This is a genomic window from Acinetobacter sp. C13, assembly GCF_016809775.1.
Lineage (GTDB): Bacteria > Pseudomonadota > Gammaproteobacteria > Pseudomonadales > Moraxellaceae > Acinetobacter > Acinetobacter pittii.
Window position 1 is genome coordinate 702,721 of the sequence record NZ_JAFBJL010000002.1, and the last position, 21,296, is coordinate 724,016.

Genomic DNA, 21,296 nt, shown 5'->3' on the forward strand with positions numbered 1-21,296 from the left:
TTATGAATAGTATTCCAAGCGTTGAAGTCGATAGCTCCGATCATGTTGCAAAAACAATCAGAACAACATGTCCATATTGCGGTGTAGGTTGTGGTGTTAGCGTAAACGTCCAACAAAAACCGCAAGGACCTCTGGTACAAGTTGAGGGGGATGCCGAGCATCCTTCCAACTTTGGACGCTTATGTATTAAAGGTAGCCGACTCGCGGATACTTTAGGGTTAGAAACACGTGTTTTACAACCAATGATGGGGCGCAAAGCTGATCGGGTAGTAACGACATGGGATGCGGCAATCAATAAAATTGCCGATAAATTCCAATCTTGTATCGATCAATATGGTCGTGACAGCATTGCATTTTATGTTTCAGGTCAGCTTTTGACTGAAGACTATTATGTGGTGAATAAGTTTGTAAAAGGCTATTTAGGCTCTGCAAATATCGATACCAACTCACGCCTTTGCATGTCATCTGCGGTGGCAGGTCACAAACGTAGTTTCGGTGAAGATATTGTGCCTGCAAGTTATGAAGATTTTGAACATGCAGACATGGTGGTTTTGGTTGGTTCCAATACCGCATGGTGCCATCCTGTGCTGTATCAGCGGATTATGCAGGCTAAAAGCCACAATCCCGATATGTTTGTTGTGGTAATTGACCCACGTTTTACCAGTACTTGTGAACAAGCGGATTTACATTTACCGATTTTGCCGGGCCAAGATGTCGCTTTATTTAATGGCCTATTCCAATATCTATATCAAAATGGTCATGCCGATCAGGCATTTGTAGAGGCTTATACCGAAGGTCTGCAAGATGTTTTGGTAAGTAGTCAGCAAGAAACGGATATTGCCTATGTTGCCAAACGCAGTGGTATTTCTTTAGACAAATTACAGCAGTTTTTTGAGAAATTTGCGCAGAATGAAAAAGTCATTACCCTATTTTCAATGGGTGTGAATCAATCAAGTCAGGGTGTAAATAAAGCCAATAGTATTATTAACTGTCATTTATTGACTGGAAAAATTGGTAAGCTCGGCGCTGCTCCATTTTCAATGACTGGTCAGCCCAACGCGATGGGTGGTCGAGAAGTGGGTGGCTTAGCCAATATGCTAGCGGCACACATGGACTTAGATAACCCATTACATCAAAAAGTAGTGCAAACCTTTTGGGATAGCCCATTTATTGCAACTCAAGCTGGTTTGAAAGCAGTTGATTTATTTAATGCGGTTGAAGCTGGAAAAATTAAAGCCATCTGGATTATGGCAACTAATCCAGTGGTGAGTTTGCCAGATGCCGATCAGGTGAAACGTGCTTTAGAGAAATGCGAATTGGTCGTTGTGTCAGATATCTGTGCCGATACGGATACTACAGCTTACGCCGATATTTTGCTTCCAGCTTTAGGTTGGGGTGAAAAAGATGGCACAGTGACGAACTCTGAGCGCCGTATTTCACGTCAACGTGCTTTCTTACCTGCACCGGGCGAAGCAAAAGCAGATTGGTGGTCTGTTAGCCAAGTCGCGAAAAAATTAGGCTTTAATGGTTTTGACTTTGCGAATGCAAGTGACATCTTCAATGAGCATGCAGCGCTATCTGCACAAGACAATGCAGACATGGATATGCGAGAAGAGAGTAATAATTTTCGTTATTTCAACTTGAAAGGTTTAATGAACCTAAGTAATGCTGAGTACGATGCTCTACAACCAGTGCAATGGCCAGTATGGGATAAAAACCAAGACGCTAAAGCCGTTCAGCAACTGTTTAGCAAGGGCCAGTTTAGTTATAAAAATGCCAAGGCAAAATTGATTCCGACTGTTGCAATTGATCCGGTACATGCAGTTTCAGAACATTATCCGCTCATTTTGAACACGGGACGTATTCGTGATCAATGGCACACCATGACGCGTACTGGTTTGTCACCAAATTTGACCAGTCACCGCGCTGAACCATTCTGTGAGATTCATCCAAGTGATGCCCTGAAATTTGGTGTACGTGATCAAGGCTTGGTAGAAGTTCGTTCGAAATGGGGCAGTTGTGTACTGCGTGTGTCCTTCTCATCGGGGGTACGTCGTGGGCAAATTTTTGCACCGATTCACTGGACTGAACAGGTTGCATCCGACGCCCGCATTGGTAAAGTCGTTAATCCAGAAGTTGATGCAATTTCAGGTGAACCTGAGTTCAAACATACGCCTGTAATCATTCAGCCGTTCTATACCACTTGGCAGGGCGTGCTCTATATTCGTGAAGGATACGATTCGCATATTCAAGAATCGCTACATCACTGTGCATGGTGGACCAAAGTCAAAATGGTGAAAACCAATCGTTATGAACTTGCAGACCGCCAAACTTTTCACGATACTCAAAAGAATCTGAAAAGCTTTTTACCATTTGCCGATGAAACCTTTGAATGGTTAAGCATAGAAGATATCTCTTCACAACTAAGCCATAGCGTTATTTTGAAAGATGGCATTGTAATTGCAAGTCTATATATTGCACCGCCAGATTTATTGCCAGACCGTGATTGGGTAGCGAGTCTCTTTAAACGAGAACGTTTGAGCGCCTTGCACCGAAAAGCTTTACTAGCGGGTATGCCAATGTCGGCTACTAATAATGATGGGCCTTTAGTGTGTAGTTGTTTTAAAGTAGGTAAGAATAAAATTATTGACGTGATAAAAACACAAAACATTACCCATGAAAAACAGGTTACTGCATGTTTAAAAGCAGGTGGGAACTGTGGTTCATGTTTACCTGAGATTCGTGGCTTGATTAAAGCTTGCCAACAAGAGGTGGAAGTGTGAATAAGGGATATCCCGTAACTGATCTGGTCATTTTGGCGGGTGGACAAGCCCGCCGTATGAATGGTTTAAATAAGCTGTTGCAGCAATTTGATGGCGATACGCAACTACTCAAAATTCATCAAAAACTAAAGTCATCTGTATCTGAAATTTGGGTAAATAGTCATCGTGATTATTCGATTTATCAAAGTATTGTGCCTGATATTAAGTGTTTTCAAGATGATGCTTCCGGTTTTTTCGGCCCACTTATGGGCATGAAAAGCGCATGGTCACATGTAAAAGCAGATTATGTTTTGTGTATTCCCTGTGATGTGACGTATATACCTACGCAAGTCGTTGCGAAATTACACAGTGCACTACGCAAAAATAAACAAGCTCAGGCAGCCTATGTTTCAATTAATGGGGATGCTTTATACCCATTTTGCTTATTAAAGCGTGAAAGCCTGCTTACGATAAGAGAGCAAATTGACAAACAACGATTAAGTTTAAAAGAGTGCTTTAAGCTTTTACATGCACAAGTCGCCGTATTTCAAAAACAAAACTTATTTTTTCATAGCATTAACTCTTTGGATGAGCTTCAACAATATAAACAAATCAATGCTTTTAAAGAGATATTTACCGCGAGTTAAACATTAGATTCTATCAATTTACAAACTAAAGTGATGTTATAAACAAATTTAAAATGATGCGTTCTTGACTATCTAATATATAAGTTCTATTTTGGAACCTGTTGTTTTAATTCTAGCTAGATGTATAAAAATAAACGGAGCCAGAAAAATGATGGACGCAGCTCAGCAAAGTAAAACAGATGTGACCGCATGTATTTTATGTTCAAGAAACTGCGGTTTGAGCGTAGAAATTAAAGATAACCAGTTTGTCAAAATTAAAGGTGATCCCGAACATGCTTTTTCTCAAGGTTACATTTGTCAAAAAGCTGCCAGATTACAGCATTACCAGCAACACGCAGACCGTTTGACCACACCTTTAAAACGCCAACCAGATGGCTCATTTCAAGAAGTGAGCTGGGATGTTGCCATACAAGAAATTGCCGATCGATTAGTACATATTAGAGATAATTTTGGCGGGACTGCTTTTGCTTCTGTTGGGGGCGGTGGTCAAGGCAATCATCTCGGTGCAGCGTATGGCCGACAGCTCTTGCTGGCCATGAAAAGTTATTATGCTTATAACTCACTTGCCCAAGAAAAAACGGGTGATTTCTGGCTCAATGGGCGTTTGTTCGGTAGTCAGGCATGCCATACCACAGAAGATGTTGAATATGCCGATTACGTTCTTTTTATTGGAACAAATCCTTTTCAGGCCCATGGCATTCCTAACGCACGAGACACGCTAAAACATATTAAGAAAGATCCGAACCGAACTATGGTGGTATTTGACCCACGTGTTACCGAAACAGCCAAACAAGCAGATATTCATGTGCAATTAAAACCTGGAACAGATGCTTTTTTAATGTCGGCCATGATTGCGATCATTATTAAAGAAAAGCTTTATGATGCAGCGTTTATTGAGCAGCATACACATGGGTTTGAAGAAGTAAAAGCTGCATTTAACCATGTCCCGATTGAAGACTATATTGCTAAAGCTGATGTACCTGTCGATTTGATTTATCAGGTTGTTCGAGATTTTTCAAACGCAAAAAGAGGCTGTGTACGTATCGATTTAGGTATTCAACATACTTTGAATACAACATTAAATGGTTATTTAGAAAAGCTTTTATACTTACTGACAGGGAACTTTGGAAAACAGGGTACCAATAATTTGCATACCATGTTTATTCCAATTTTGACCGATACGGATGAAAGAAAACCAAAATATCGACGTAGTGTTTATCATAAAATGTTCCCGATTTCCGGGTTTTTCCCACCTAATATTTTACCCGATGAAATCCTTAAAGCAGGGGAAAAGCGAATTCGTGCTGTGTTTGTAGATAGTTGTAATCCACTATTAACTTACCCTGACACACCTGCCTTTGAGGAAGCCTTTAAAGCCTTAGATTTGCTGGTGGTAGTTGATGTTGCGATGACAGAAACCGCGAGACTCGCCGACTATATTTTGCCTGCTCATACTCAGTTTGAAAAATGGGAATTTACTGGTTTTAACTTGGAATTTCCTAAGAATGGTTTTCACCTGCGTCATCCCGTATTGGCTGCTCAAGCAAACACTTTACCGGAAGCCGAAATTTATACTCGATTACTGGAAGCTATGTATGCCATTCCGAAGAATTTTCCAATTCTAGAAAAAATAGCTGCGGTCGACTCGAAAAAAACAGCCTACTTACCCTACTTGTCGGCGCTAGGACTTACCTTGGTACGCCATAAAAAATATATCCCTTTTGCTGCCTCTATTATTTATCGAACTCTTGGCAAACGACTTGGCAATTCTGCAGATTCAGTTGCTTTTTTATTGCCGCTATCTATTCAATATGCTGTTTTACATACCAAAGCAGTACGCCGCGCAGGTTATAAAGGTAGTCCGTTAACACAAGGTGTCAAACTATTTGAGCAGATATTAAAGCAACGTTCAGGTATGGTTTTATCGCAACATGAATATGACGAAGTCTGGAAACTGGTAGCTTATAAAGATAAGAAAATACGTCTTGCAATTCCCGAGATGTTAAGTGAACTCGCAAGCTTGAAAAGCCATAACGTTAATGTTGAAGAGTTTCCTTTCATCCTTTTGTCAGGTGAACGCCGTAGTTACAATGCCAACCAAATTTACCGTGACCCTGCTTGGCGAAAAGTAGATGCAGAAGGTGCACTGCGTATTCATCCTGAAGATGCAAGACACTTAAATGTAGATGCAGGAGGGCAGCTTAAATGTATCTCAGCGCATGGAGAAATTCAGGTAGCTATTGAGTTGGATGATGGGATGAGAAGAGGTGTTGTATCACTTCCACATGGCTATGGTATGCGATTTCAAAATGGAGAACCGATTGGGCCACAATTAAACTTACTTATTTCTGCTGAACATTGTGATCCATTGTCGAAAACGCCATACCATAAATATGTACCCATCCGTTTAGAAAAGTGTTAGAAATAGAATCAAGTAAAACATAGATTTTACCGTGCTAACTCGAGATTTATTTTTAAATTGTTCTCGAGACGGTGCGGTGAAAAACCTATAAAAAGTTAAATATTATGGAAGATAAGTAGAGCTGGAACAAATTTTGCATAAAAAGCAAAGCACTATTTAGGCGCAATTTTTTGTATTTGATTGTTCATAATCGGTGCTCGCAATATTTGAACTGTTCTCGATATGAGTGCAAATGATGAAACAATATCACTCTGAAACTGCGCCAAGCCTTCTGCAAGATCAATATGGGCGTATCAAGCGTAAGTTACGAATTTCTGTAACTGATCGCTGTAATTTTAAGTGTGTATATTGCATGCCTGAGCATCCAGAATGGTTAAATAAACAAGACTTGCTTAGTTTTGAAGCGCTCTTTCAATTTTGTCATTTTATGGTGCAGCAAGGTATCCAAAGTATTCGCATTACGGGTGGTGAACCATTAATGCGTCAAGGTATTGTTCATTTCATTAGAGATCTACAGTCTTTAAAAAGTTTAGGTTTAAAACGTATATCGATGACTACCAATGGTCATTACCTTGCTAAACATGCCAAGCAGCTAAAAGATGCTGGATTAGATGATTTAAACATTAGTTTAGATAGTTTAGATCCTGTTCAGTTTAAAGAGTTGACCAAGAAAAAATTGGAGCCTGTTTTAGAGGGGATACAAGCTGCAAAAGAAGTAGGATTACCTTTTAAAATTAACTGCGTGTTAATGAAAGATAGAAATGATGATCAAATCTTACCTATGGTGAAATGGTCAATTGCTCATCATATTCCTTTGCGTTTTATCGAGTTTATGCCGCTTGATGGTGATGCACTTTGGTCAAATAAAGATGTGGTAAGTGAGGCTGAAATTTTACAGGTATTGCAACCGTATTATTCGGTACAAGTCATCGAGCAGCAACATGAGCCAGCGCGTCAATATCTAATTAACGGTAGCTACCATTTAGGAATTATTTCCACAATTACGCATTCATTTTGCCACCAATGTGACCGTATACGGCTTACCGCAAAAGGCGAACTATATAACTGTTTATTTGCGCCGCAAGGCTTAAATATTAAGCCTCAGCTTCAAACGCTGGTAAGCAAACAACATACTCCAGAATACGGTGTGTATATCCAAAATTTAAAGAATTTGGTTCATCCTTATATCTGGCATAAAGCCAAAGGTTTCCATGCCTTACAACATCAACAAACTCGTAAAATCAGCATGCATATGCTTGGGGGATAAATGCAACAATCTATCCAAATTAAAGTCGAAGCATTTGGTGCAATTGAAAAATTGCTTCCTGAAAATCTTTTGCTAGTTTGTCCTAGCCATAGTCTGGTTAAAGATGTATTAGATGAAATTGTTTTATTGCATCCGGAATCTACAAAAGCCATGGAAAAATGTGCATGTGCGATTGGTGATAATGTCATAACCAGACAAACTGTCTTAAGTGAGCCATGCACTTTGGTTTTATTATCACCCGTTGCCGGAGGATGAGTCATGAAAGAGTTCGCAAGAATACAAGAGCAGGCTTTAAGCTCGGATACTTTTGATCCGATTCAATCTTTTCCGGAATGTGGCGGTATCGATATTTTTATGGGTACGGTTCGTAATCACCACGAAGGTAAAGCGGTAAAGGCGCTGAAATATACATCGTATAAACCGCTTGCAGAAAAAATGATACGTGAAATTGAACTAGAAATTGAGAAAAAGTATCAGGTATCTTATGTGCGAGTGGTTCATCGAATTGGATATCTGGATGTCGGTGAAACAGCCATTATTGCAATTGCGTATGCAGCTCATCGCCGTGAAGCTTTTCAGGCATGTGAGGAAGCGGTCGAACGGGTAAAGCATGAAGTACCTGTCTTTAAAGAAGAGTTCTTTACAGATGGTACAAGTCACTATGTAGAAGGCTGCTGTATTCGTAAGGATGCACCGCATGACCACAAACACCATCATCATGCCGGCCATGAGCACTCACACTGAAATATGTAATACTAGGATAAATAATGAAAAACGTAGGAATGAAGCCGGAAAGTTATCGTGTTGCTGAAGCACAAGCGATTTTATATGCACCACCGCACTGTATTGAACTATTAAGACAAGGAAACACGGAAAAAGGTGATGCATTAAAAACAGCACGTGTTGCAGGAATTTTGGCAGCAAAACGAACTGATGAGCTGATTCCACTATGTCATCCGCTACCGATTTATCGGGCAGATGTAGAATATGAATTGGAACATGACTTTGTAAAAATTATTGCTGTCGTTGAGACCATTGGGCCAACTGGCGTAGAAATGGAAGCTTTAACGGCGGCAAGCCTTGCAGGTTTAACCATTTACGACATGTTAAAGCCTCATTGTGAACCAGAAGAACTCTGGATGGATCAATGTAAACTACTTAAGAAAAAAGGCGGAAAATCCCATTTTAAACGGGTATTGCGTCAGCCTGTTTCGGCTGCGGTTATTGTATTGTCAGATACCGTAGCATCGGGTAGAAAGCCAGATACGGCCGGAAAATCTGTAGTTGAAACTTTAACTGAAGCTGGATTTGATCCGATCCATTACCAAATTTTGCCTGATGAAGCAGATGATCTCAAAGAATTGGTCCTAGAACTCACCAAATCGTATGCTTGTATTATGACGGTGGGTGGAACAGGAATTGGTAAGCGTGACATTACAGTTGATACGCTAGAGCCTCTTTTAGAACGTAAATTAGATGGCTTAATGGAAGCAGCTCGCTCATTTGGACAAAAACGCACGCCATACGCGGCTATGTCACGCGGAGTAGCAGGGTTTATTGACCGTTCTTTAGTTGTGACGTTACCGGGAAGCCGTGGTGGAGCAAGCGAATCAATGGCCGCTATTTTACCTGCATTAGTCCATATTTTTGATGTTTGCCGTGATTTACCGCATCCAGGAGGCTATGAATAATGTCAGGTTGTGGTGCTGAGCGTGGATTAATCAGTATAGATGAAGCGCTAGATTTAGTTATTAATAAGCCTAAAAACTTAAGCTCTATTCAAAAGACTCTCACAAATAGCCTAAGTAGTTATCTTGCCAAAGATATTTACTCTGAAATTAATTTACCAAGTTTTTCTCAAAGTGCGGTAGACGGTTATGCACTTTGTAGCCATGCAGAAGATTTAAATAATCAAAAGTTCCAAGTCACAGGTGAGATTCGTGCCGGAAGCGAGAGTCATGACATACTTGGTGAAGGTCAGGCGATTCGTATATTTACGGGCGGCAAAATTCCTGAAGGGACAACGCATGTAGCACGGCAAGAAATCGTATCGGTTATTTCGGCTCAAGAAATTTGTTTAACGGAGCATATACGCCCTCAAGCTGATATCCGTTTTACTGGTGAAGAAATCCAGCAAGGGCAGTTACTTGCTCAAGTAGGACAGTTTCTAAATATTGGAAGCTTGGCTGCTTTAAGTATGGCAGGTGTACAAGAACTTACTGTTTATCGTAGACCAAAAGTTGCAGTTTTAGTCACAGGTGATGAAGTTGCTCAAACGGCAAAAGATTTAATCGATGGAAAAGTCTTTGATGCAAATGGTCCATTACTAAAAGCTTGGTTTGAAGATTATGGTTTAGATGTTGAACTCATTCATGTGGCAGATGAAGCAGATCAGGTCACCCATTACTTTAACCGACTAAAAGACAGCTATGATGTTGTTATAACGACTGGCGGAGTTTCGGTAGGAGACTACGACTTTGTTCGGCCCTGTGCTTTCGAAGTTGGATTTGAACAAATCTTTTGGAAAGTAAAACAAAAACCGGGTAAACCCCTGTTTTTTGCTGAATATTCAAATCCAGAAAAAGATCATCATTGTTACTTGCTCGGTTTGCCGGGTAATCCTGCTGCAGTCTATGTCTCTATGCAGGTTTACGGTAAAGCATTGCTTGACACTTTGCAGGGAAACTCGGCAGGGCCAGAGTGGTTTAGTGCAATTTTAGATCACGATTTAAAAGAAGATGCACGCGAGCGTTTTCTAAGAATGCATGCCTATTTTGACAATGGACAACTCAAAGTTAAAAGTTTGGCAAAACAGCAATCACACATGCTCAGTAATTTAATGCAAGCTAATTGTCTGGTCCGAATTCCGGCAAGTGCAAAATTGGAAGCGGGTTATATATTGAAGGGCGTATTTATTTCAAATTAATAACCAGTAATGATAAATATAACCCACTAAATGACTGAGTGAGTTATATTTATTAAGCAATTTTAAATAATAACTTTTAATTTTTTATAATGAAAATTCTTTCATAAGCTTGATAAGAAGTTATTTTAATAATGAATCTTGCATAAATCGTGCTAAGTGGTTTAGGGTATAAACAATAGGGCCATTAGGCTAGGAAATATCGAGGAACGCATAAAGATGAAATGGGACGACATCGGTGATCAACCTTGTTCGGTTGCTCGTATGCTATCAGTGATTGGCGATCGATGGACGATGCTAATATTACGTAATGCTTTTATGGGAATACGCCGTTTTGACGATTTTCAAAAGTCATTAGGTGTCACTCGTCATGTCCTTTCGGATCGTTTAAAGCGTTTGGTTGAATATGAAATTTTAGTCAAAGCCCCTTATTTTGATCGGCAGGAACGTTTTGAATATAAATTGACTGATAAAGGTTTTGAACTTTATCCAATTATTTTGTCTATGGCGAATTGGGCAGATAAATGGATGGATCAAGGTTTAGGCAAACCTTTAGAATATCGTCATAAAACTTGTGGTCATAAATTTGAACCAGTCATGGTATGTTCGGTTTGCCGTGAACCTTTACATGCAAAACAAGTTCAGGTTTCAGCTGGGCCGGGTTATTTTGCATATATGCAGCAAAAACAGAAACAAGCTTAATTTTTCTTGCTATAAATTACGAAGACTCTTGTTGAATCGCATCAGCTAGAGTCTTATAAATGTGGTCATGATTTGACTGTGTTACATTAAAGCGTATGAATTGATCAGCATTGGAAGCTTGGCTAAATGCGTTTCCTGGTGCAAGAATAACCTGATGATTAATACAATATTTTGCAATTTCTGAAGCTTCAACTCCTTTTGGTAAATGACACCAAACAAAAATTCCCGCTTGAGGCTTAATCCATGGTTTTATACCCAAAGGTTCTAACTGAGTAATGGTATCGTGCATTGCTTTTGCTAATCGGACCTTTAATAATTCTATATGTTTACGATAAGACCCATCTGTTAAAGCACTTAATAAAACTTCAGCTGATACACCATTATGAGAAAAGCTTGTGGCAATTTTCAGGTCAGTGAGCTGATCAATCCATTCTGGTTTAGCGATAATATAGCCACAACGAATAGATGCTGATAACGTTTTAGAAAAACTTCCAATAAAGATTACACGTGAAAGATTATCCAAAGCAGCAAGCCGAGGAGCAGTGCTATATTCAAAGTCTGAGAAAATATCATCCTCAACAACAATCAAATTTGATTGTTCAATAAGTTTTAATAATTGATGCGCCGTAGAAAGAGAAAGTACTGCACCAGTTGGATTATGAATTCCTGAGTTGGTGATATAAAGACGGGGATTATAAGTTTCAATTGCTTCTTTAAATGCCTCTAAGTCAGGACCTGTTGGTGTGTAGGAAATACCAATAACTTTGACTTGATGGACTTTAAGTAATGCATGAAAGTTAAAATAACAAGGATCATCAATGAGAACGACATCATCAGGCTTTAGTAAAAATCGGCATACTAAATCAATTGCTTGAGTTCCTGAGTCTGTTAAAAGCACTTGATTAAGATTTGCATTGATACCTTTTGCTTGAGCGCGTCTTGCCAGTAAGTCACGTAGAGCGGGTAATCCTAATGGCGTTGAATAACCCATCAAACAATCATCTGGGCTTCTTGCGGCCGACCTTAATGCTTTACGAATACTATCTAATGGCATCCAGTCATCAGGTAGCCAACCGCAGCCAGGCTTAAAAACATCTGCTTTTGCTTCCAAGGATTGACGTGAAATCCATAATGGGTCGACTGAGCGATCTAATTTAGGGCCTAATTCGCTTAAAGAAAGAGGGGCAAGCGGACCAACAATATAAAAACCAGACCCAGTTCTTGATTCGATTTTGCCTAGAGCAATTAATCTTTCATAGGCTTCTACGACGGTTGAAACCGAAAAGCCAAGATCATTCGCTAATTTGCGTACAGATGGTAAGCGTGCTCCAGGCATTAAAGACCGATTTTTTATTTGTTGCTCAATCTCTGAAATGACAATTTCAATTTTGGTTTTGTTCTGTTTCACTGGCTTACAATCCGAACTGTACTGGTTATTAATGCATTACAGTTCTTTTGAATTGTACTGCTTTGTATCTGGTTTATTCACCTTAGCACAGCTTAAATTCTTCGTATAGTGACGGAGAAAATTATGAATAGGTTTATGAATGGCTGGGTGAATGGTTTTATTGGCGTGGCTATTTTTGCGGGATCACTACCAGCAACACGCGTAGCCGTAATGGGGTTCGAACCGGGTTTTCTAACTGCGGCACGTGCGGCAATTGCAGGTATTTTAGGTCTTATTTTTATTTTGGTTTTAAAACAAAAGAAACCAGCCAAGCAAGATTGGTGGCCTCTTGCCATCGTCTCTTTAGGCGTGGTGATAGGTTTTCCTCTATTTACAGCGCTTGCCCTCCAATACATGAATGCAGCCCATTCAATTGTATTTGTTAGTCTTTTGCCGCTTGCAACGGCAATATTTGCTGTGTTGAGAGGTGGCGAAAAACCTAATCAATTTTTCTGGATATTTGCAGTCTTAGGGAGTGCGGTTGTCTTCGCTTATATGTTTTTGATTTCTGGTGATACCTCACTTGGAATAGGGGACTTTTATATGTTGATGGCGATCATTTTTTGTGGCTTTGGCTATGCAGAAGGCGGTGTACTTTCAAAAAAAATTGGTGGATGGCAGGTCATTTGTTGGGCGCTTATTTTGTCACTACCTTTTATGCTATTTCTGACTATTTTCTATATGCCAGCTTCATTTCAGAACATATCTACATCAGCTTTAGTAGGTCTTATTTATGTGTCTTTATTTAGTATGCTGATTGGTTTCTTCTTTTGGTACAAAGGGCTTGCGCAAGGAGGAATTGCTGCGATTAGCCAACTACAACTTTTACAACCTTTAATGGGATTAGGTATTGCTGCGGTCTTGTTACACGAACAAGTAAGTTGGTCAATGTTGGTGGTTACAGCAGCAACGATTTTATGCGTCGCTGCTGCTAAAAAATTTACTTAATTTTATAAACAATTTGCTGGTTTAGGGATTCCAGCTAAACGACTTAAATGACGCGCCACTAAACCAGTATTAAATTGTTGCTGTAAAACCGCATTATTAATCTCTGGACTGACCGTTTTCATTAAAAATTTAATGAGAGGACGAGTTGCTGGAGAGTGTCCAAACTGCTGATAAAACTGACGTACAGCCGCTAAAACTTCAAAATGCCAATCGGTGAGTTCAAGATCAAGCGATTTGGCAAGTTCTTGCGCAACTTCAGGATTCCAGATTGTGTAATCAACCAAATGACCATCTTGGTCTAATTCTAAATTCATGAAACCAGCCTAAATATATTATTTAAGAGAAATACAGCGATTAAACGTTAAAACCAGATCAGCAAATTGATCGTAATCTAATACCTTCACCTGAGCTAAAGTATCCGTATCGATTAAATCTTTTTCGATGCTTAAACATGAAACAGATTCAAATGGTTGAATCATTTCAGCAGAAAGGTGTGCAGTTGCATCGCCCATAAAAACAATTTGGTCACCTACCTGAAAAAGATTGCGTAATTCATCAATAATTTTCGGCGTAGAATGGTAAGAAGATTGCACAAGATAAAGTGTTGACGGATTCATTAAACTTACACCTTTATCTACCAATATAGAACATGATCAAAAGATTGAATAAACTCAGCATTCAACTGAACGAATTCAATTTCTTGTTCGGTTTTTTGTACAAGAGGATGCTGCTGATTTTTACATTCAATCAGAATAGGGCTCAAGTCATAGAACTCAAAACTTTCGACCATATTTGATGCCACTTTGAAAGCCTGACGAAACTGATCAAAGCTCAAATCATTTTGCAAAAGACTAAGAGCTGCATCTTTCAATAATACTTTGACTGGTGAGCCAAAGGTTGCTAAAACCATACTAGCAGAAAGGCTTTCATTGATTTGAAGACTGGTTAAATTGGCTTGGCTTAAAATGACGAGTACAGATTTCACACAATATACCTTTTAAAAGCAACAATCTAAGCAAACAAAGTAACTTAAAATTGAATAAGACGAGATGCTGACTGTACTGCATCAGCAAGTTCACCTAACCCGACAAGTTCAAAGTTTTTGGCAAGGTTGTGATGAGTAAGGTGATGACGACTGGCATTTTCTGCATCTGTAATACCACGAGCGAGGGCAGCACTCACACAAACAGGAAGACGAATCGCAAGCTTTTGCCATTCATGCGTTAAATTACGCTGGTCGTCAGGAACCCATTGAAAATCATTAGCAACCTGCACGCCATCTTGGTAAAAGAATACACGGAAGTCTTCATTTTTACTTTTGAGTGCCTGAGCAAGTCCTAACGCATGCCAAGCATGAATGGAAGTAGGAGCAGAGGTAATTAGTAGTAATGTACTCATTGAGAATTCACTATGGTCATACGTCTAAATGGGCGTAGATACATTAAGAGAAAGGTAAGTATACAATGATTTTAGTGACAGGTGGTTTAGGCTTTATCGGTTCACACATTGCGTTGAGTCTAATGGCTCAAGGGCAAGAGGTGGTAATCGTCGATAATTTGGCTAATTCAACCTTGCAAACTTTGGAGCGGCTAGAATTTATTTCTGGTATGTACGTTCCATTTGTCAAACTTGATGTACGCAATACACCAGCGCTGAATAAGGTGTTTGAGCAATATTCAATTGATGCAGTTATTCATACTGCCGGATTCAAATCAATTGAAGAATCTAACCTTAAACCTCTTGAATATTATAATGATAATGTTAGTTGTATCATGAGCTTGCTTCGTGCCATGCAACGTACGGGTGTTCGTCACTTCATTCATCTGTCTAGCCTTGCAGCTTATGGGAAATCTGGCTTGCAATTGAGTGAAACAGAAGAATTTAATTATGCTTATCCTAATCCCTACATTAAGTCTCAACAGATGATTGAAGAAATTATCCGTGATACTTATAAAATTGACCATGAGTGGAAAATTGCGATCTTACGATTGTCTAATATCGTAGGTGCATTTGAACATGGGGTACTCGGAGAGTATGTCGCTCAGCTCCCTAAAAATATTGTTCCGCTTGCGATGCAAGTCGCAGCAATGCAGCGTGATTTAATTGAATTACAAGATCAAGCTGAAACGTCAGATCATACGACCGAACGTAGTTTTTTACATGTTTTAGATCTATGTGAAGCCGTCATTGCGAGCTTACATTGGCTGCGTGAACAAACGTATTGTTGTGAAGCATTTAATATTGCACATGACCAAGTTCATTCAATTCGTCAATTACTCGATGAAATTTCACAAGTTACTAAAGCTGAAGTTCCTACACAATCAGCAATTTATAAACATGTCGAGTTAGATCAAGTTGGTGCTAATATTGAGAAAGCAAAAACCTTATTGCAATGGACACCGAAGCGCCCATTAAAACAAATGATCGAAGATGAATGGCGCTTCTATCAAAATACTTTAAATGGAAGATAAGATAATGATTCTTATTTACAATGCTGGTATGCTTGAGTACGATATTCAAAATTAACTAGCCAGAGCAAACACTTGCTTCAGCCCGTGAGTTCTTTATTGAGATAACCGAGGTTTCTATGCAAACACGAATTGAACATGACACTATGGGTGAGATTGAAGTTCCAAATGAAGCATTGTGGGGGGCACAGACTCAACGCAGCTTACAGAACTTTAAAATCGGGCAAGAACGATTACCCCGTGCCATGATTCGAGCGATGGGTTTGGTAAAAAAGGCTGCTGCAATAACCAATGCTGAACTTGAACAACTACCACAAGATTTGAGTCAATATATTGTGGGTGCTGCTGAAGAGGTCATTGATGGCAAGTGGGATTCCCAATTTCCTTTAGTTGTCTGGCAAACAGGTTCTGGTACGCAAAGCAACATGAACTGTAACGAAGTGATTGCCAATATTGCAAACCAGAAATTAGGGCAAGCTTTAGGTGCTCAAAAGCCAGTACATCCAAACGATCATGTCAATCGTGCTCAATCAACAAATGACTCATTTCCAACGGCCATTCACGTGGCAGCAAGTTTACAAATTAACGAGTTGCTCATTCCTGCTGTAGAGCAGCTTAAAGCGACTTTGCAAAAAAAGTCAGATGAGTTTCAGGATATTGTTAAAATTGGCCGTACCCATTTGCAAGATGCTACTCCATTAACCTTAGGTCAAGAATTTAGTGGCTATGTATCACAGCTTGAGCATGGATTGGTTCGACTACAACAAGCTTTAAGTGGTTTATATGAGTTGCCATTAGGTGGCACAGCGGTAGGTACAGGATTAAATGCACATCCTGACTATGCAGTAAAAGCAGCAGCTCAGCTTGCATTACTCACAGGTTTACCTTTTGTAACCGCGCCTAATAAATTTGAAGCACTAGCAGGACGGGACGCCGCTGTTTTTGCATCAGGTGCATTGAAAACTTTGGCTGTAAGCTTAAACAAAATTGCGAATGATATTCGTTGGCTGGCAAGTGGACCTCGTTGTGGTTTTGGTGAAATCCGTATTCCAGAAAATGAGCCTGGTTCAAGCATTATGCCGGGGAAAGTAAACCCAACACAAAGTGAAGCAATGACAATGGTTGTTGCACAAGTGCTTGGAAATGATACGACCATTAACGTAGCAGGTGCTTCAGGTAACTTTGAATTAAATGTCTTTATGCCAGTGATTGCCTATAACTTATTACAATCCATTCAGTTGCTTGGTGATGCATGTAATAGCTTTAATGATCACTGCGCAGTGGGAATTGAGCCTAATCGCGATAAGATTGATCACTTCTTGCATAATTCTCTGATGCTAGTTACAGCTTTAAATCCAGTAATCGGCTATGAAAATTCTGCAAAAGTTGCAAAGACTGCTTATAAAGAAAATAAAACGTTGAAGCAGGTCGCTGTTGAGCTTGGTTTGGTTACAGCGGAACAATTTGACGAAGTAGTTAAACCTGAAAAGATGGTTTCACCAAATAGTAAGTAATCTATCTAAAAATAAAGATATTTTTAGAATCTCAAACAATAGAAAGGCACTTTGGAACTATTTCGAAAGTGCCTTTTTATTTTAATAATTCGAATACTTAACTCCTATGAATACTTAACTCCTATGAAAACTTGGCTTTTGATAATCTTATAGTTCAGGATAAAAGTTCAGTCGTTCTCATAGTGTTTAAAAAATTGAGAAACATAGTCAGAGGAAGCTATGTTTAGTAATCTTTGGAACATTTTCGGCTTCTCGTATTTCTTTTGAATGTTTTGTAACTCAGCTAAATTTATTACTTTTGTGTTAAAAAGTGCTTTTAATCACAAAATTTACCTTAAAATCCATAGTTTTACTGATTACATTCTGGTTTTTCTATGGGAAATTTAACCATTTTAGGTGAAGCACTAGAAAGTGCAGAAATCTTGAAAAACATTCAATATCATATTAAAGACAACAGATTACCTATATCATTAAAAGATGATTTGAATAAGCAAGTTATTGAAGTTGAAAAATATTTTGGAGAAGATGATTTTGAAAAACTAGAAGTTAAGAAAAATAAAATTAATATATGGACAGGAATTCTTGCGGTTCCAATATTGATTTATTGTATTGCATTATTCTTAAGTCGATATGTACATAACTTTGGTGTCAATATTGATGTAGATGTCTTAAATCATATTTTGTTCGATAACATATTTAAATATATTTGGATTGTCATAATTTATGCAGTCATATTCTTTGGATTGATTGGATACTTTTATATACTTAATAACCAAAGCAAAAAATTAATTGAAAAGAATGTGAATAAAGTTCTTAGCTAAATATGTTTAAAATCTTTAAGCATACAATATGCTGTGCATTCGGTTATCTGTTTGTTCAGATAAATCATTAATAAAAGTGTACGCGCTAATATTTATATAAAAGCCCTCTAATGAGGGCTCTTTTGGGGTGGAAGGATTTAGCTTGTATCTTGAAATTTGAAAATATCAAAGTAAGCCGTCTATGTATTCCCAACCATGAGATTTCATAGCTTCAAACTTCTTTTTTAGCTCTTCTTTTTCGTACTCATGTATATCGCGTGCTAAAAGAACATGATACGAGTTAGATTCTGGTTCTATAGTCACTTCAATAATCTCTACTGGTTCAATCACTCCACTCTCAGTTAAACCAGAGTCTATAAAACACATTCCTTTTACAGGAATAACAGTACAATCATATTCCTTAGAAATAAAATAATTATTTGCTGAAGCGGAATACGTACGTGATGCTCTAACTTTCATATGTACCTCCTTCTTAAGCATAAAAAGGGAATGTTTTAGTCTGGCGTGCTTCCACAGTTATTTCTGTTTAATTTATATAGTGATTTTATTTTTTACTTCAATATTCTAATTATAGATTTTTTATTAGCATAAAATGCTGTTAGTTATAATTTACAAGTAAGGTATTAAAAAACTTATGAATCAAAAGCCAATTTCAGTTGTTTTAATTCCTGGTTATATGCTTGATGAATCTCTCTGGAATGAACTCATAGATGAAATACCTAAAGAGTGGAATATATCTCGAGCTACTTTAAAACAAGGGCAAACAATCAAAGAAATTGCTCAAAATATTGTTGAACATGCGCCACAAAGCTTTGTACTGATTGGATTCTCAGTTGGAGGATATATCGCTAGATCTATAGTGGAGCAATTTCCTGAAAAAGTTAAGGCACTTATTTTAATAGCGTCTTCACTACGCTCAGATACAGAAGAGCAGAAGAGTCAAAAGTTAACGGCGATTAAACTTAACTCTGGGAAAAATTTCCATGGGCTAAGCTCAATATCGATTGAAAAAACACTTCATCCATCAAATGTGCAGAATCGTACTCTTGTAAAAAGAATCCAAGAGATGGGGAAAGCTTTAGGTTATGAAGAATTCGTTAAACAATCTATGTTAGATAGAAGTTCTTATGATATGAGCAAAATCACATGTCCAACTTTAATTATTTCTGGCGCTGATGACCAACTGCGCTCTAAGGAAGAGGTGATAGAATTATTAGATCAATTGCCACATGCAAAGCTTGAGATAATTAAAAATACGGGCCATATGATTCCGATTGAGCAACCTAAGTCGCTGGCATCAGTGATTTCCATATGGTTAAGTGAAAAGAATTTAGGGTCAAGTTAGAGAGCTTTAAAATAACTTAAAAAATAGTTGCTTGAGGACTTACGTTTCAGGAGGGCCTAACTTTCGTTTTCTTCGTCAGAATCTTAATAATCCTGAAAACTTGATTGTCGAGTTTGATCTTTTGATGAATGGTTGCATTATCAAGCTGATCCCATAACTCAAATGGAAAAAACTCTGAACTATGATCAAATATCCATAACCATTGGTAGCTATTGTTAAGCGTATTCTTATCAAAACGAACATCTTGGACTTTAATAATCTTAAACTGTTTATGATGTTCGTCTTGAAGAATAATTTCATGATTCTCCATTAGACATCCATACATTAAAGATAATTTTCAATTGTACTAAAATTAATAGTGTCTAATTAACTTATTAGGTTGGCATTAATTTACAAAAGATTTCCGGTTGTTAAAGTTTGTCATTTTCAAAAAGAAAATAATCTTTACTTTTGAAATACAAGGTTTTAAATAGCTTACATTGTAAGAAGAGAGGGTAGATGTCAGAATGGACATTAAAATCTATCTTCGAGTATCGCTATGAGTTTAATAGGCTTTATGTATGCAAGTAAAACCAATAGTGAACATAGTCAAATAAAACAAGATTTAATTGATATTCTCACAGAAGCTGTCAAATTCAATTCACATAATGATATTACAGGAGTGCTTTACTATGGTAATGGATACTTCTTGCAGTATTTGGAAGGTGAGAAAGAACAGGTCGAATCGCTATTTTATAAATTAATTTTGAAAGATTCGAGACACCAGAACTGTGAAATCATCTTTTCAGAACCATCCGAACAACGGCTATTTAAACATTGGAGTATGAAATTTGCTCCCATTAACACGAAAATAAAAGAGTTCTTTCATCATCATCATGTTGATGAATTTAATCCTTATCTGCTTAACACTACATCTATTCCGACTTTTATTGAACTGCTTGTAGATCAGCCAAATTATAAAGTTGATCAATATCAAGGTTAATCGAAACCAAGAATTACAACGGATTTTTGATGTTGTATTTAAAGTTAAGCTCTCTTCGGAGAGCTTTTTATCACAAAGGCTGAAACTTTCACTAATTAATGGCGAATTGGCGTTGAATAAGCCGTCATAATTGTTAAAATGCCCACCTTGTCCTGTTTTTATATTGTTTTTTGTTTTGCATTTATTTCGCAAAGTTAGAGATAAAATTATTAAAAACAGCTGCTTAGTTAAGGATTTTTGAATGCTCTCTATTTATTTGACAGATACCCAACAACATGTGCAATTTAATGATTATCCTAGTGATCAGCCGGTTAAGTTTCTGTTAAATCTTAAAAAGATTTTCCCAAGTACAGCGGATTTATTATTACCAGTTTTACCTGAAGATAATGATCTAGAAAACGTAACGTGGGAATCAACCTCAAAAGATTTTGAAGTTTTTAAAAAACTATTAGCGGGATGGGGTGTTATTGAGCTTCGTTTAAATGCAATTACTGCTTATAAAGATAAAAACTTTGCAAATGAGCTAGTGAAACAAGCACAGGTAAAACGTAAGAAAACAGCGCAAAAAAATCATCAGCTTTCTTTAGTTGCTCTAGATTATATTTTTATGCACGAAGTTCATGCATTGATTGATGCTGAATTGGTCACTATTGGTGAGAAATTCTACTTACCAACCTTGCGTGAGCAATGGAAGGGTGCGGTTTCAGACCAAGTTCTCAACGGAAAACTCTAATTTAAGTGCAAAAGGTGGATTTATAAAAATTCACCTTTTTTATTTTCTAATTAAATCAGTGTTTTATAATTTAAAGATTATTTATACAAAAGTTTACAAGAAAAGAATGCGTTTTTTTCAATGTGGCAGATACATTGCTTATATAAATACAAAATTATTGCGGGAGAGAGGTTCATTAAGAACCCGCCGAAGGAGCAACAAGCCCGGAAACTCTCAGGCAAAAGGACTGTAATAATTAAAAAATCTGGAGAGAAGCTTAGATTTATAAGAATGGAAAACAATAACTTATAAATTATAAACTCACCGAAGGGGAAG

General features: G+C 37.9%; 23 protein-coding genes and 1 riboswitch. Of the genes, 16 read left to right on the top strand and 7 right to left on the bottom strand.

Annotated features, from left to right (window positions below; all coding sequences use genetic code 11):
- Positions 1 to 2: 2 nt before the first annotated feature.
- The 9 genes from JGE69_RS08500 to JGE69_RS08540 all read left to right on the top strand — a co-directional run bounded on the left by JGE69_RS08500 (position 3) and on the right by JGE69_RS08540 (position 10,723).
- A complete protein-coding gene (locus JGE69_RS08500; protein ID WP_199112772.1) occupies positions 3 to 2,783 on the top strand; it encodes a nitrate reductase in 2,781 nt (926 codons plus the stop codon).
- A complete protein-coding gene (locus JGE69_RS08505; RefSeq protein WP_002115739.1) occupies positions 2,780 to 3,409 on the top strand; it encodes a molybdenum cofactor guanylyltransferase in 630 nt (209 codons plus the stop codon). The genes JGE69_RS08500 and JGE69_RS08505 overlap by 4 nt, the downstream gene beginning before the upstream one ends.
- 148 nt (positions 3,410 to 3,557) lie before the next feature.
- Positions 3,558 to 5,831, top strand: coding sequence for a molybdopterin-dependent oxidoreductase (locus JGE69_RS08510; RefSeq protein ID WP_161282317.1), 2,274 nt, complete (start codon positions 3,558 to 3,560; stop codon positions 5,829 to 5,831).
- Between the two features lie 226 nt (positions 5,832 to 6,057).
- A complete protein-coding gene (gene moaA / locus JGE69_RS08515) occupies positions 6,058 to 7,098 on the top strand; it encodes a GTP 3',8-cyclase MoaA (protein ID WP_139101546.1) in 1,041 nt (346 codons plus the stop codon).
- Positions 7,099 to 7,353 (top strand): MoaD/ThiS family protein, encoded by a 255-nt coding sequence (locus JGE69_RS08520; protein ID WP_001187658.1) that lies wholly within the window; start codon positions 7,099 to 7,101, stop codon positions 7,351 to 7,353.
- Positions 7,354 to 7,356: 3 nt separating this feature from the next.
- Positions 7,357 to 7,842, top strand: coding sequence for a molybdenum cofactor biosynthesis protein MoaE (locus JGE69_RS08525; protein WP_199112770.1), 486 nt, complete (start codon positions 7,357 to 7,359; stop codon positions 7,840 to 7,842).
- A 23-nt stretch (positions 7,843 to 7,865) separates the two neighbouring features.
- The gene (moaCB, locus tag JGE69_RS08530) at positions 7,866 to 8,789 is read left to right on the top strand and encodes a bifunctional molybdenum cofactor biosynthesis protein MoaC/MoaB (RefSeq protein ID WP_000799985.1); all 924 of its coding nucleotides are present in this window, start codon (positions 7,866 to 7,868) and stop codon (positions 8,787 to 8,789) included.
- Positions 8,789 to 10,024: a molybdopterin molybdotransferase MoeA gene (locus tag JGE69_RS08535; protein WP_199112768.1), complete on the top strand. Its 1,236-nt coding sequence runs from the start codon at positions 8,789 to 8,791 to the stop codon at positions 10,022 to 10,024. The genes moaCB and JGE69_RS08535 overlap by 1 nt, the downstream gene beginning before the upstream one ends.
- Before the next feature lie 216 nt (positions 10,025 to 10,240).
- A complete protein-coding gene (locus JGE69_RS08540) occupies positions 10,241 to 10,723 on the top strand; it encodes a winged helix-turn-helix transcriptional regulator (RefSeq protein ID WP_005068860.1) in 483 nt (160 codons plus the stop codon).
- A gap of 16 nt (positions 10,724 to 10,739) precedes the next feature.
- Here the strand turns inward: JGE69_RS08540 and JGE69_RS08545 are convergent, their stop codons facing one another.
- Entirely contained in the window at positions 10,740 to 12,131 is a 1,392-nt protein-coding gene (locus tag JGE69_RS08545) for a PLP-dependent aminotransferase family protein (protein WP_199112766.1), read from the bottom strand.
- A 123-nt stretch (positions 12,132 to 12,254) separates the two neighbouring features.
- Here JGE69_RS08545 and JGE69_RS08550 point away from each other — a divergent pair, with 123 nt between their 5' ends.
- A complete protein-coding gene (locus tag JGE69_RS08550) occupies positions 12,255 to 13,118 on the top strand; it encodes a DMT family transporter (protein ID WP_199112764.1) in 864 nt (287 codons plus the stop codon).
- Between the two features lie 2 nt (positions 13,119 to 13,120).
- On the opposite strand, the gene JGE69_RS08555 is transcribed toward JGE69_RS08550, so the two are convergent.
- The 4 genes from JGE69_RS08555 to tusD are packed head-to-tail and all read right to left on the bottom strand — an operon-like array spanning position 13,121 to position 14,516.
- Positions 13,121 to 13,432, bottom strand: a complete 312-nt coding sequence (locus tag JGE69_RS08555; RefSeq protein WP_002115694.1) for a TusE/DsrC/DsvC family sulfur relay protein — start codon at positions 13,430 to 13,432, stop codon at positions 13,121 to 13,123.
- A gap of 18 nt (positions 13,433 to 13,450) precedes the next feature.
- Positions 13,451 to 13,735: a hypothetical protein gene (locus JGE69_RS08560; RefSeq protein WP_005068868.1), complete on the bottom strand. Its 285-nt coding sequence runs from the start codon at positions 13,733 to 13,735 to the stop codon at positions 13,451 to 13,453.
- A 17-nt stretch (positions 13,736 to 13,752) separates the two neighbouring features.
- The gene (locus tag JGE69_RS08565; protein WP_199112762.1) at positions 13,753 to 14,103 is read right to left on the bottom strand and encodes a hypothetical protein; all 351 of its coding nucleotides are present in this window, start codon (positions 14,101 to 14,103) and stop codon (positions 13,753 to 13,755) included.
- A gap of 44 nt (positions 14,104 to 14,147) precedes the next feature.
- Entirely contained in the window at positions 14,148 to 14,516 is a 369-nt protein-coding gene (gene tusD, locus JGE69_RS08570; protein ID WP_174724451.1) for a sulfurtransferase complex subunit TusD, read from the bottom strand.
- Between the two features lie 65 nt (positions 14,517 to 14,581).
- Between tusD and galE the strand changes: the two genes are divergently transcribed.
- From galE to JGE69_RS08585, 3 genes are all read left to right on the top strand, one after another.
- Complete coding sequence (galE, locus tag JGE69_RS08575; RefSeq protein WP_057085250.1) at positions 14,582 to 15,589, top strand: UDP-glucose 4-epimerase GalE; 1,008 nt, start codon at positions 14,582 to 14,584, stop codon at positions 15,587 to 15,589.
- Between the two features lie 116 nt (positions 15,590 to 15,705).
- Complete coding sequence (fumC, locus tag JGE69_RS08580) at positions 15,706 to 17,100, top strand: class II fumarate hydratase (RefSeq protein ID WP_005068873.1); 1,395 nt, start codon at positions 15,706 to 15,708, stop codon at positions 17,098 to 17,100.
- Positions 17,101 to 17,474: 374 nt separating this feature from the next.
- Entirely contained in the window at positions 17,475 to 17,921 is a 447-nt protein-coding gene (locus tag JGE69_RS08585; RefSeq protein ID WP_199112760.1) for a DUF6097 family protein, read from the top strand.
- A 165-nt stretch (positions 17,922 to 18,086) separates the two neighbouring features.
- On the opposite strand, the gene JGE69_RS08590 is transcribed toward JGE69_RS08585, so the two are convergent.
- Positions 18,087 to 18,380: a hypothetical protein gene (locus JGE69_RS08590; RefSeq protein ID WP_002115649.1), complete on the bottom strand. Its 294-nt coding sequence runs from the start codon at positions 18,378 to 18,380 to the stop codon at positions 18,087 to 18,089.
- A gap of 175 nt (positions 18,381 to 18,555) precedes the next feature.
- Here JGE69_RS08590 and JGE69_RS08595 point away from each other — a divergent pair, with 175 nt between their 5' ends.
- Entirely contained in the window at positions 18,556 to 19,266 is a 711-nt protein-coding gene (locus JGE69_RS08595; RefSeq protein WP_199112759.1) for an alpha/beta fold hydrolase, read from the top strand.
- A 46-nt stretch (positions 19,267 to 19,312) separates the two neighbouring features.
- On the opposite strand, the gene JGE69_RS08600 is transcribed toward JGE69_RS08595, so the two are convergent.
- Positions 19,313 to 19,576, bottom strand: a complete 264-nt coding sequence (locus tag JGE69_RS08600) for a hypothetical protein (protein WP_060466279.1) — start codon at positions 19,574 to 19,576, stop codon at positions 19,313 to 19,315.
- 228 nt (positions 19,577 to 19,804) lie between these two features.
- On the opposite strand from JGE69_RS08600, the gene JGE69_RS08605 reads away from it, so the two are divergent.
- Together JGE69_RS08605 and JGE69_RS08610 are read left to right on the top strand one after the other, a co-directional pair.
- Positions 19,805 to 20,248, top strand: a complete 444-nt coding sequence (locus JGE69_RS08605) for a BLUF domain-containing protein (RefSeq protein ID WP_017398952.1) — start codon at positions 19,805 to 19,807, stop codon at positions 20,246 to 20,248.
- A 241-nt stretch (positions 20,249 to 20,489) separates the two neighbouring features.
- Positions 20,490 to 20,981: a hypothetical protein gene (locus JGE69_RS08610; RefSeq protein ID WP_174724447.1), complete on the top strand. Its 492-nt coding sequence runs from the start codon at positions 20,490 to 20,492 to the stop codon at positions 20,979 to 20,981.
- Between the two features lie 150 nt (positions 20,982 to 21,131).
- Positions 21,132 to 21,220: riboswitch (glycine riboswitch) on the top strand.
- The last annotated feature ends 76 nt before the right edge of the window (positions 21,221 to 21,296 follow it).

What these genes read in the sequence shown, in the direction of transcription:
- JGE69_RS08600 (WP_060466279.1), bottom strand. Translation starts at nt 19,576, where the DNA reads ATGGAGAATCATGAAATTATTCTTCAAGACGAACATCATAAACAGTTT.
- galE (WP_057085250.1), top strand. Translation starts at nt 14,582, where the DNA reads ATGATTTTAGTGACAGGTGGTTTAGGCTTTATCGGTTCACACATTGCG.
- JGE69_RS08520 (WP_001187658.1), top strand. Translation starts at nt 7,099, where the DNA reads ATGCAACAATCTATCCAAATTAAAGTCGAAGCATTTGGTGCAATTGAA.
- JGE69_RS08540 (WP_005068860.1), top strand. Translation starts at nt 10,241, where the DNA reads ATGAAATGGGACGACATCGGTGATCAACCTTGTTCGGTTGCTCGTATG.
- JGE69_RS08535 (WP_199112768.1), top strand. Translation starts at nt 8,789, where the DNA reads ATGTCAGGTTGTGGTGCTGAGCGTGGATTAATCAGTATAGATGAAGCG.
- moaCB (WP_000799985.1), top strand. Translation starts at nt 7,866, where the DNA reads ATGAAAAACGTAGGAATGAAGCCGGAAAGTTATCGTGTTGCTGAAGCA.
- JGE69_RS08605 (WP_017398952.1), top strand. Translation starts at nt 19,805, where the DNA reads ATGAGTTTAATAGGCTTTATGTATGCAAGTAAAACCAATAGTGAACAT.
- JGE69_RS08585 (WP_199112760.1), top strand. Translation starts at nt 17,475, where the DNA reads ATGGGAAATTTAACCATTTTAGGTGAAGCACTAGAAAGTGCAGAAATC.
- JGE69_RS08610 (WP_174724447.1), top strand. Translation starts at nt 20,490, where the DNA reads ATGCTCTCTATTTATTTGACAGATACCCAACAACATGTGCAATTTAAT.
- fumC (WP_005068873.1), top strand. Translation starts at nt 15,706, where the DNA reads ATGCAAACACGAATTGAACATGACACTATGGGTGAGATTGAAGTTCCA.
- JGE69_RS08555 (WP_002115694.1), bottom strand. Translation starts at nt 13,432, where the DNA reads ATGAATTTAGAATTAGACCAAGATGGTCATTTGGTTGATTACACAATC.
- JGE69_RS08510 (WP_161282317.1), top strand. Translation starts at nt 3,558, where the DNA reads ATGATGGACGCAGCTCAGCAAAGTAAAACAGATGTGACCGCATGTATT.
- JGE69_RS08590 (WP_002115649.1), bottom strand. Translation starts at nt 18,380, where the DNA reads ATGAAAGTTAGAGCATCACGTACGTATTCCGCTTCAGCAAATAATTAT.
- JGE69_RS08550 (WP_199112764.1), top strand. Translation starts at nt 12,255, where the DNA reads ATGAATAGGTTTATGAATGGCTGGGTGAATGGTTTTATTGGCGTGGCT.
- JGE69_RS08560 (WP_005068868.1), bottom strand. Translation starts at nt 13,735, where the DNA reads ATGAATCCGTCAACACTTTATCTTGTGCAATCTTCTTACCATTCTACG.
- JGE69_RS08525 (WP_199112770.1), top strand. Translation starts at nt 7,357, where the DNA reads ATGAAAGAGTTCGCAAGAATACAAGAGCAGGCTTTAAGCTCGGATACT.
- JGE69_RS08500 (WP_199112772.1), top strand. Translation starts at nt 3, where the DNA reads ATGAATAGTATTCCAAGCGTTGAAGTCGATAGCTCCGATCATGTTGCA.
- JGE69_RS08595 (WP_199112759.1), top strand. Translation starts at nt 18,556, where the DNA reads ATGAATCAAAAGCCAATTTCAGTTGTTTTAATTCCTGGTTATATGCTT.
- tusD (WP_174724451.1), bottom strand. Translation starts at nt 14,516, where the DNA reads ATGAGTACATTACTACTAATTACCTCTGCTCCTACTTCCATTCATGCT.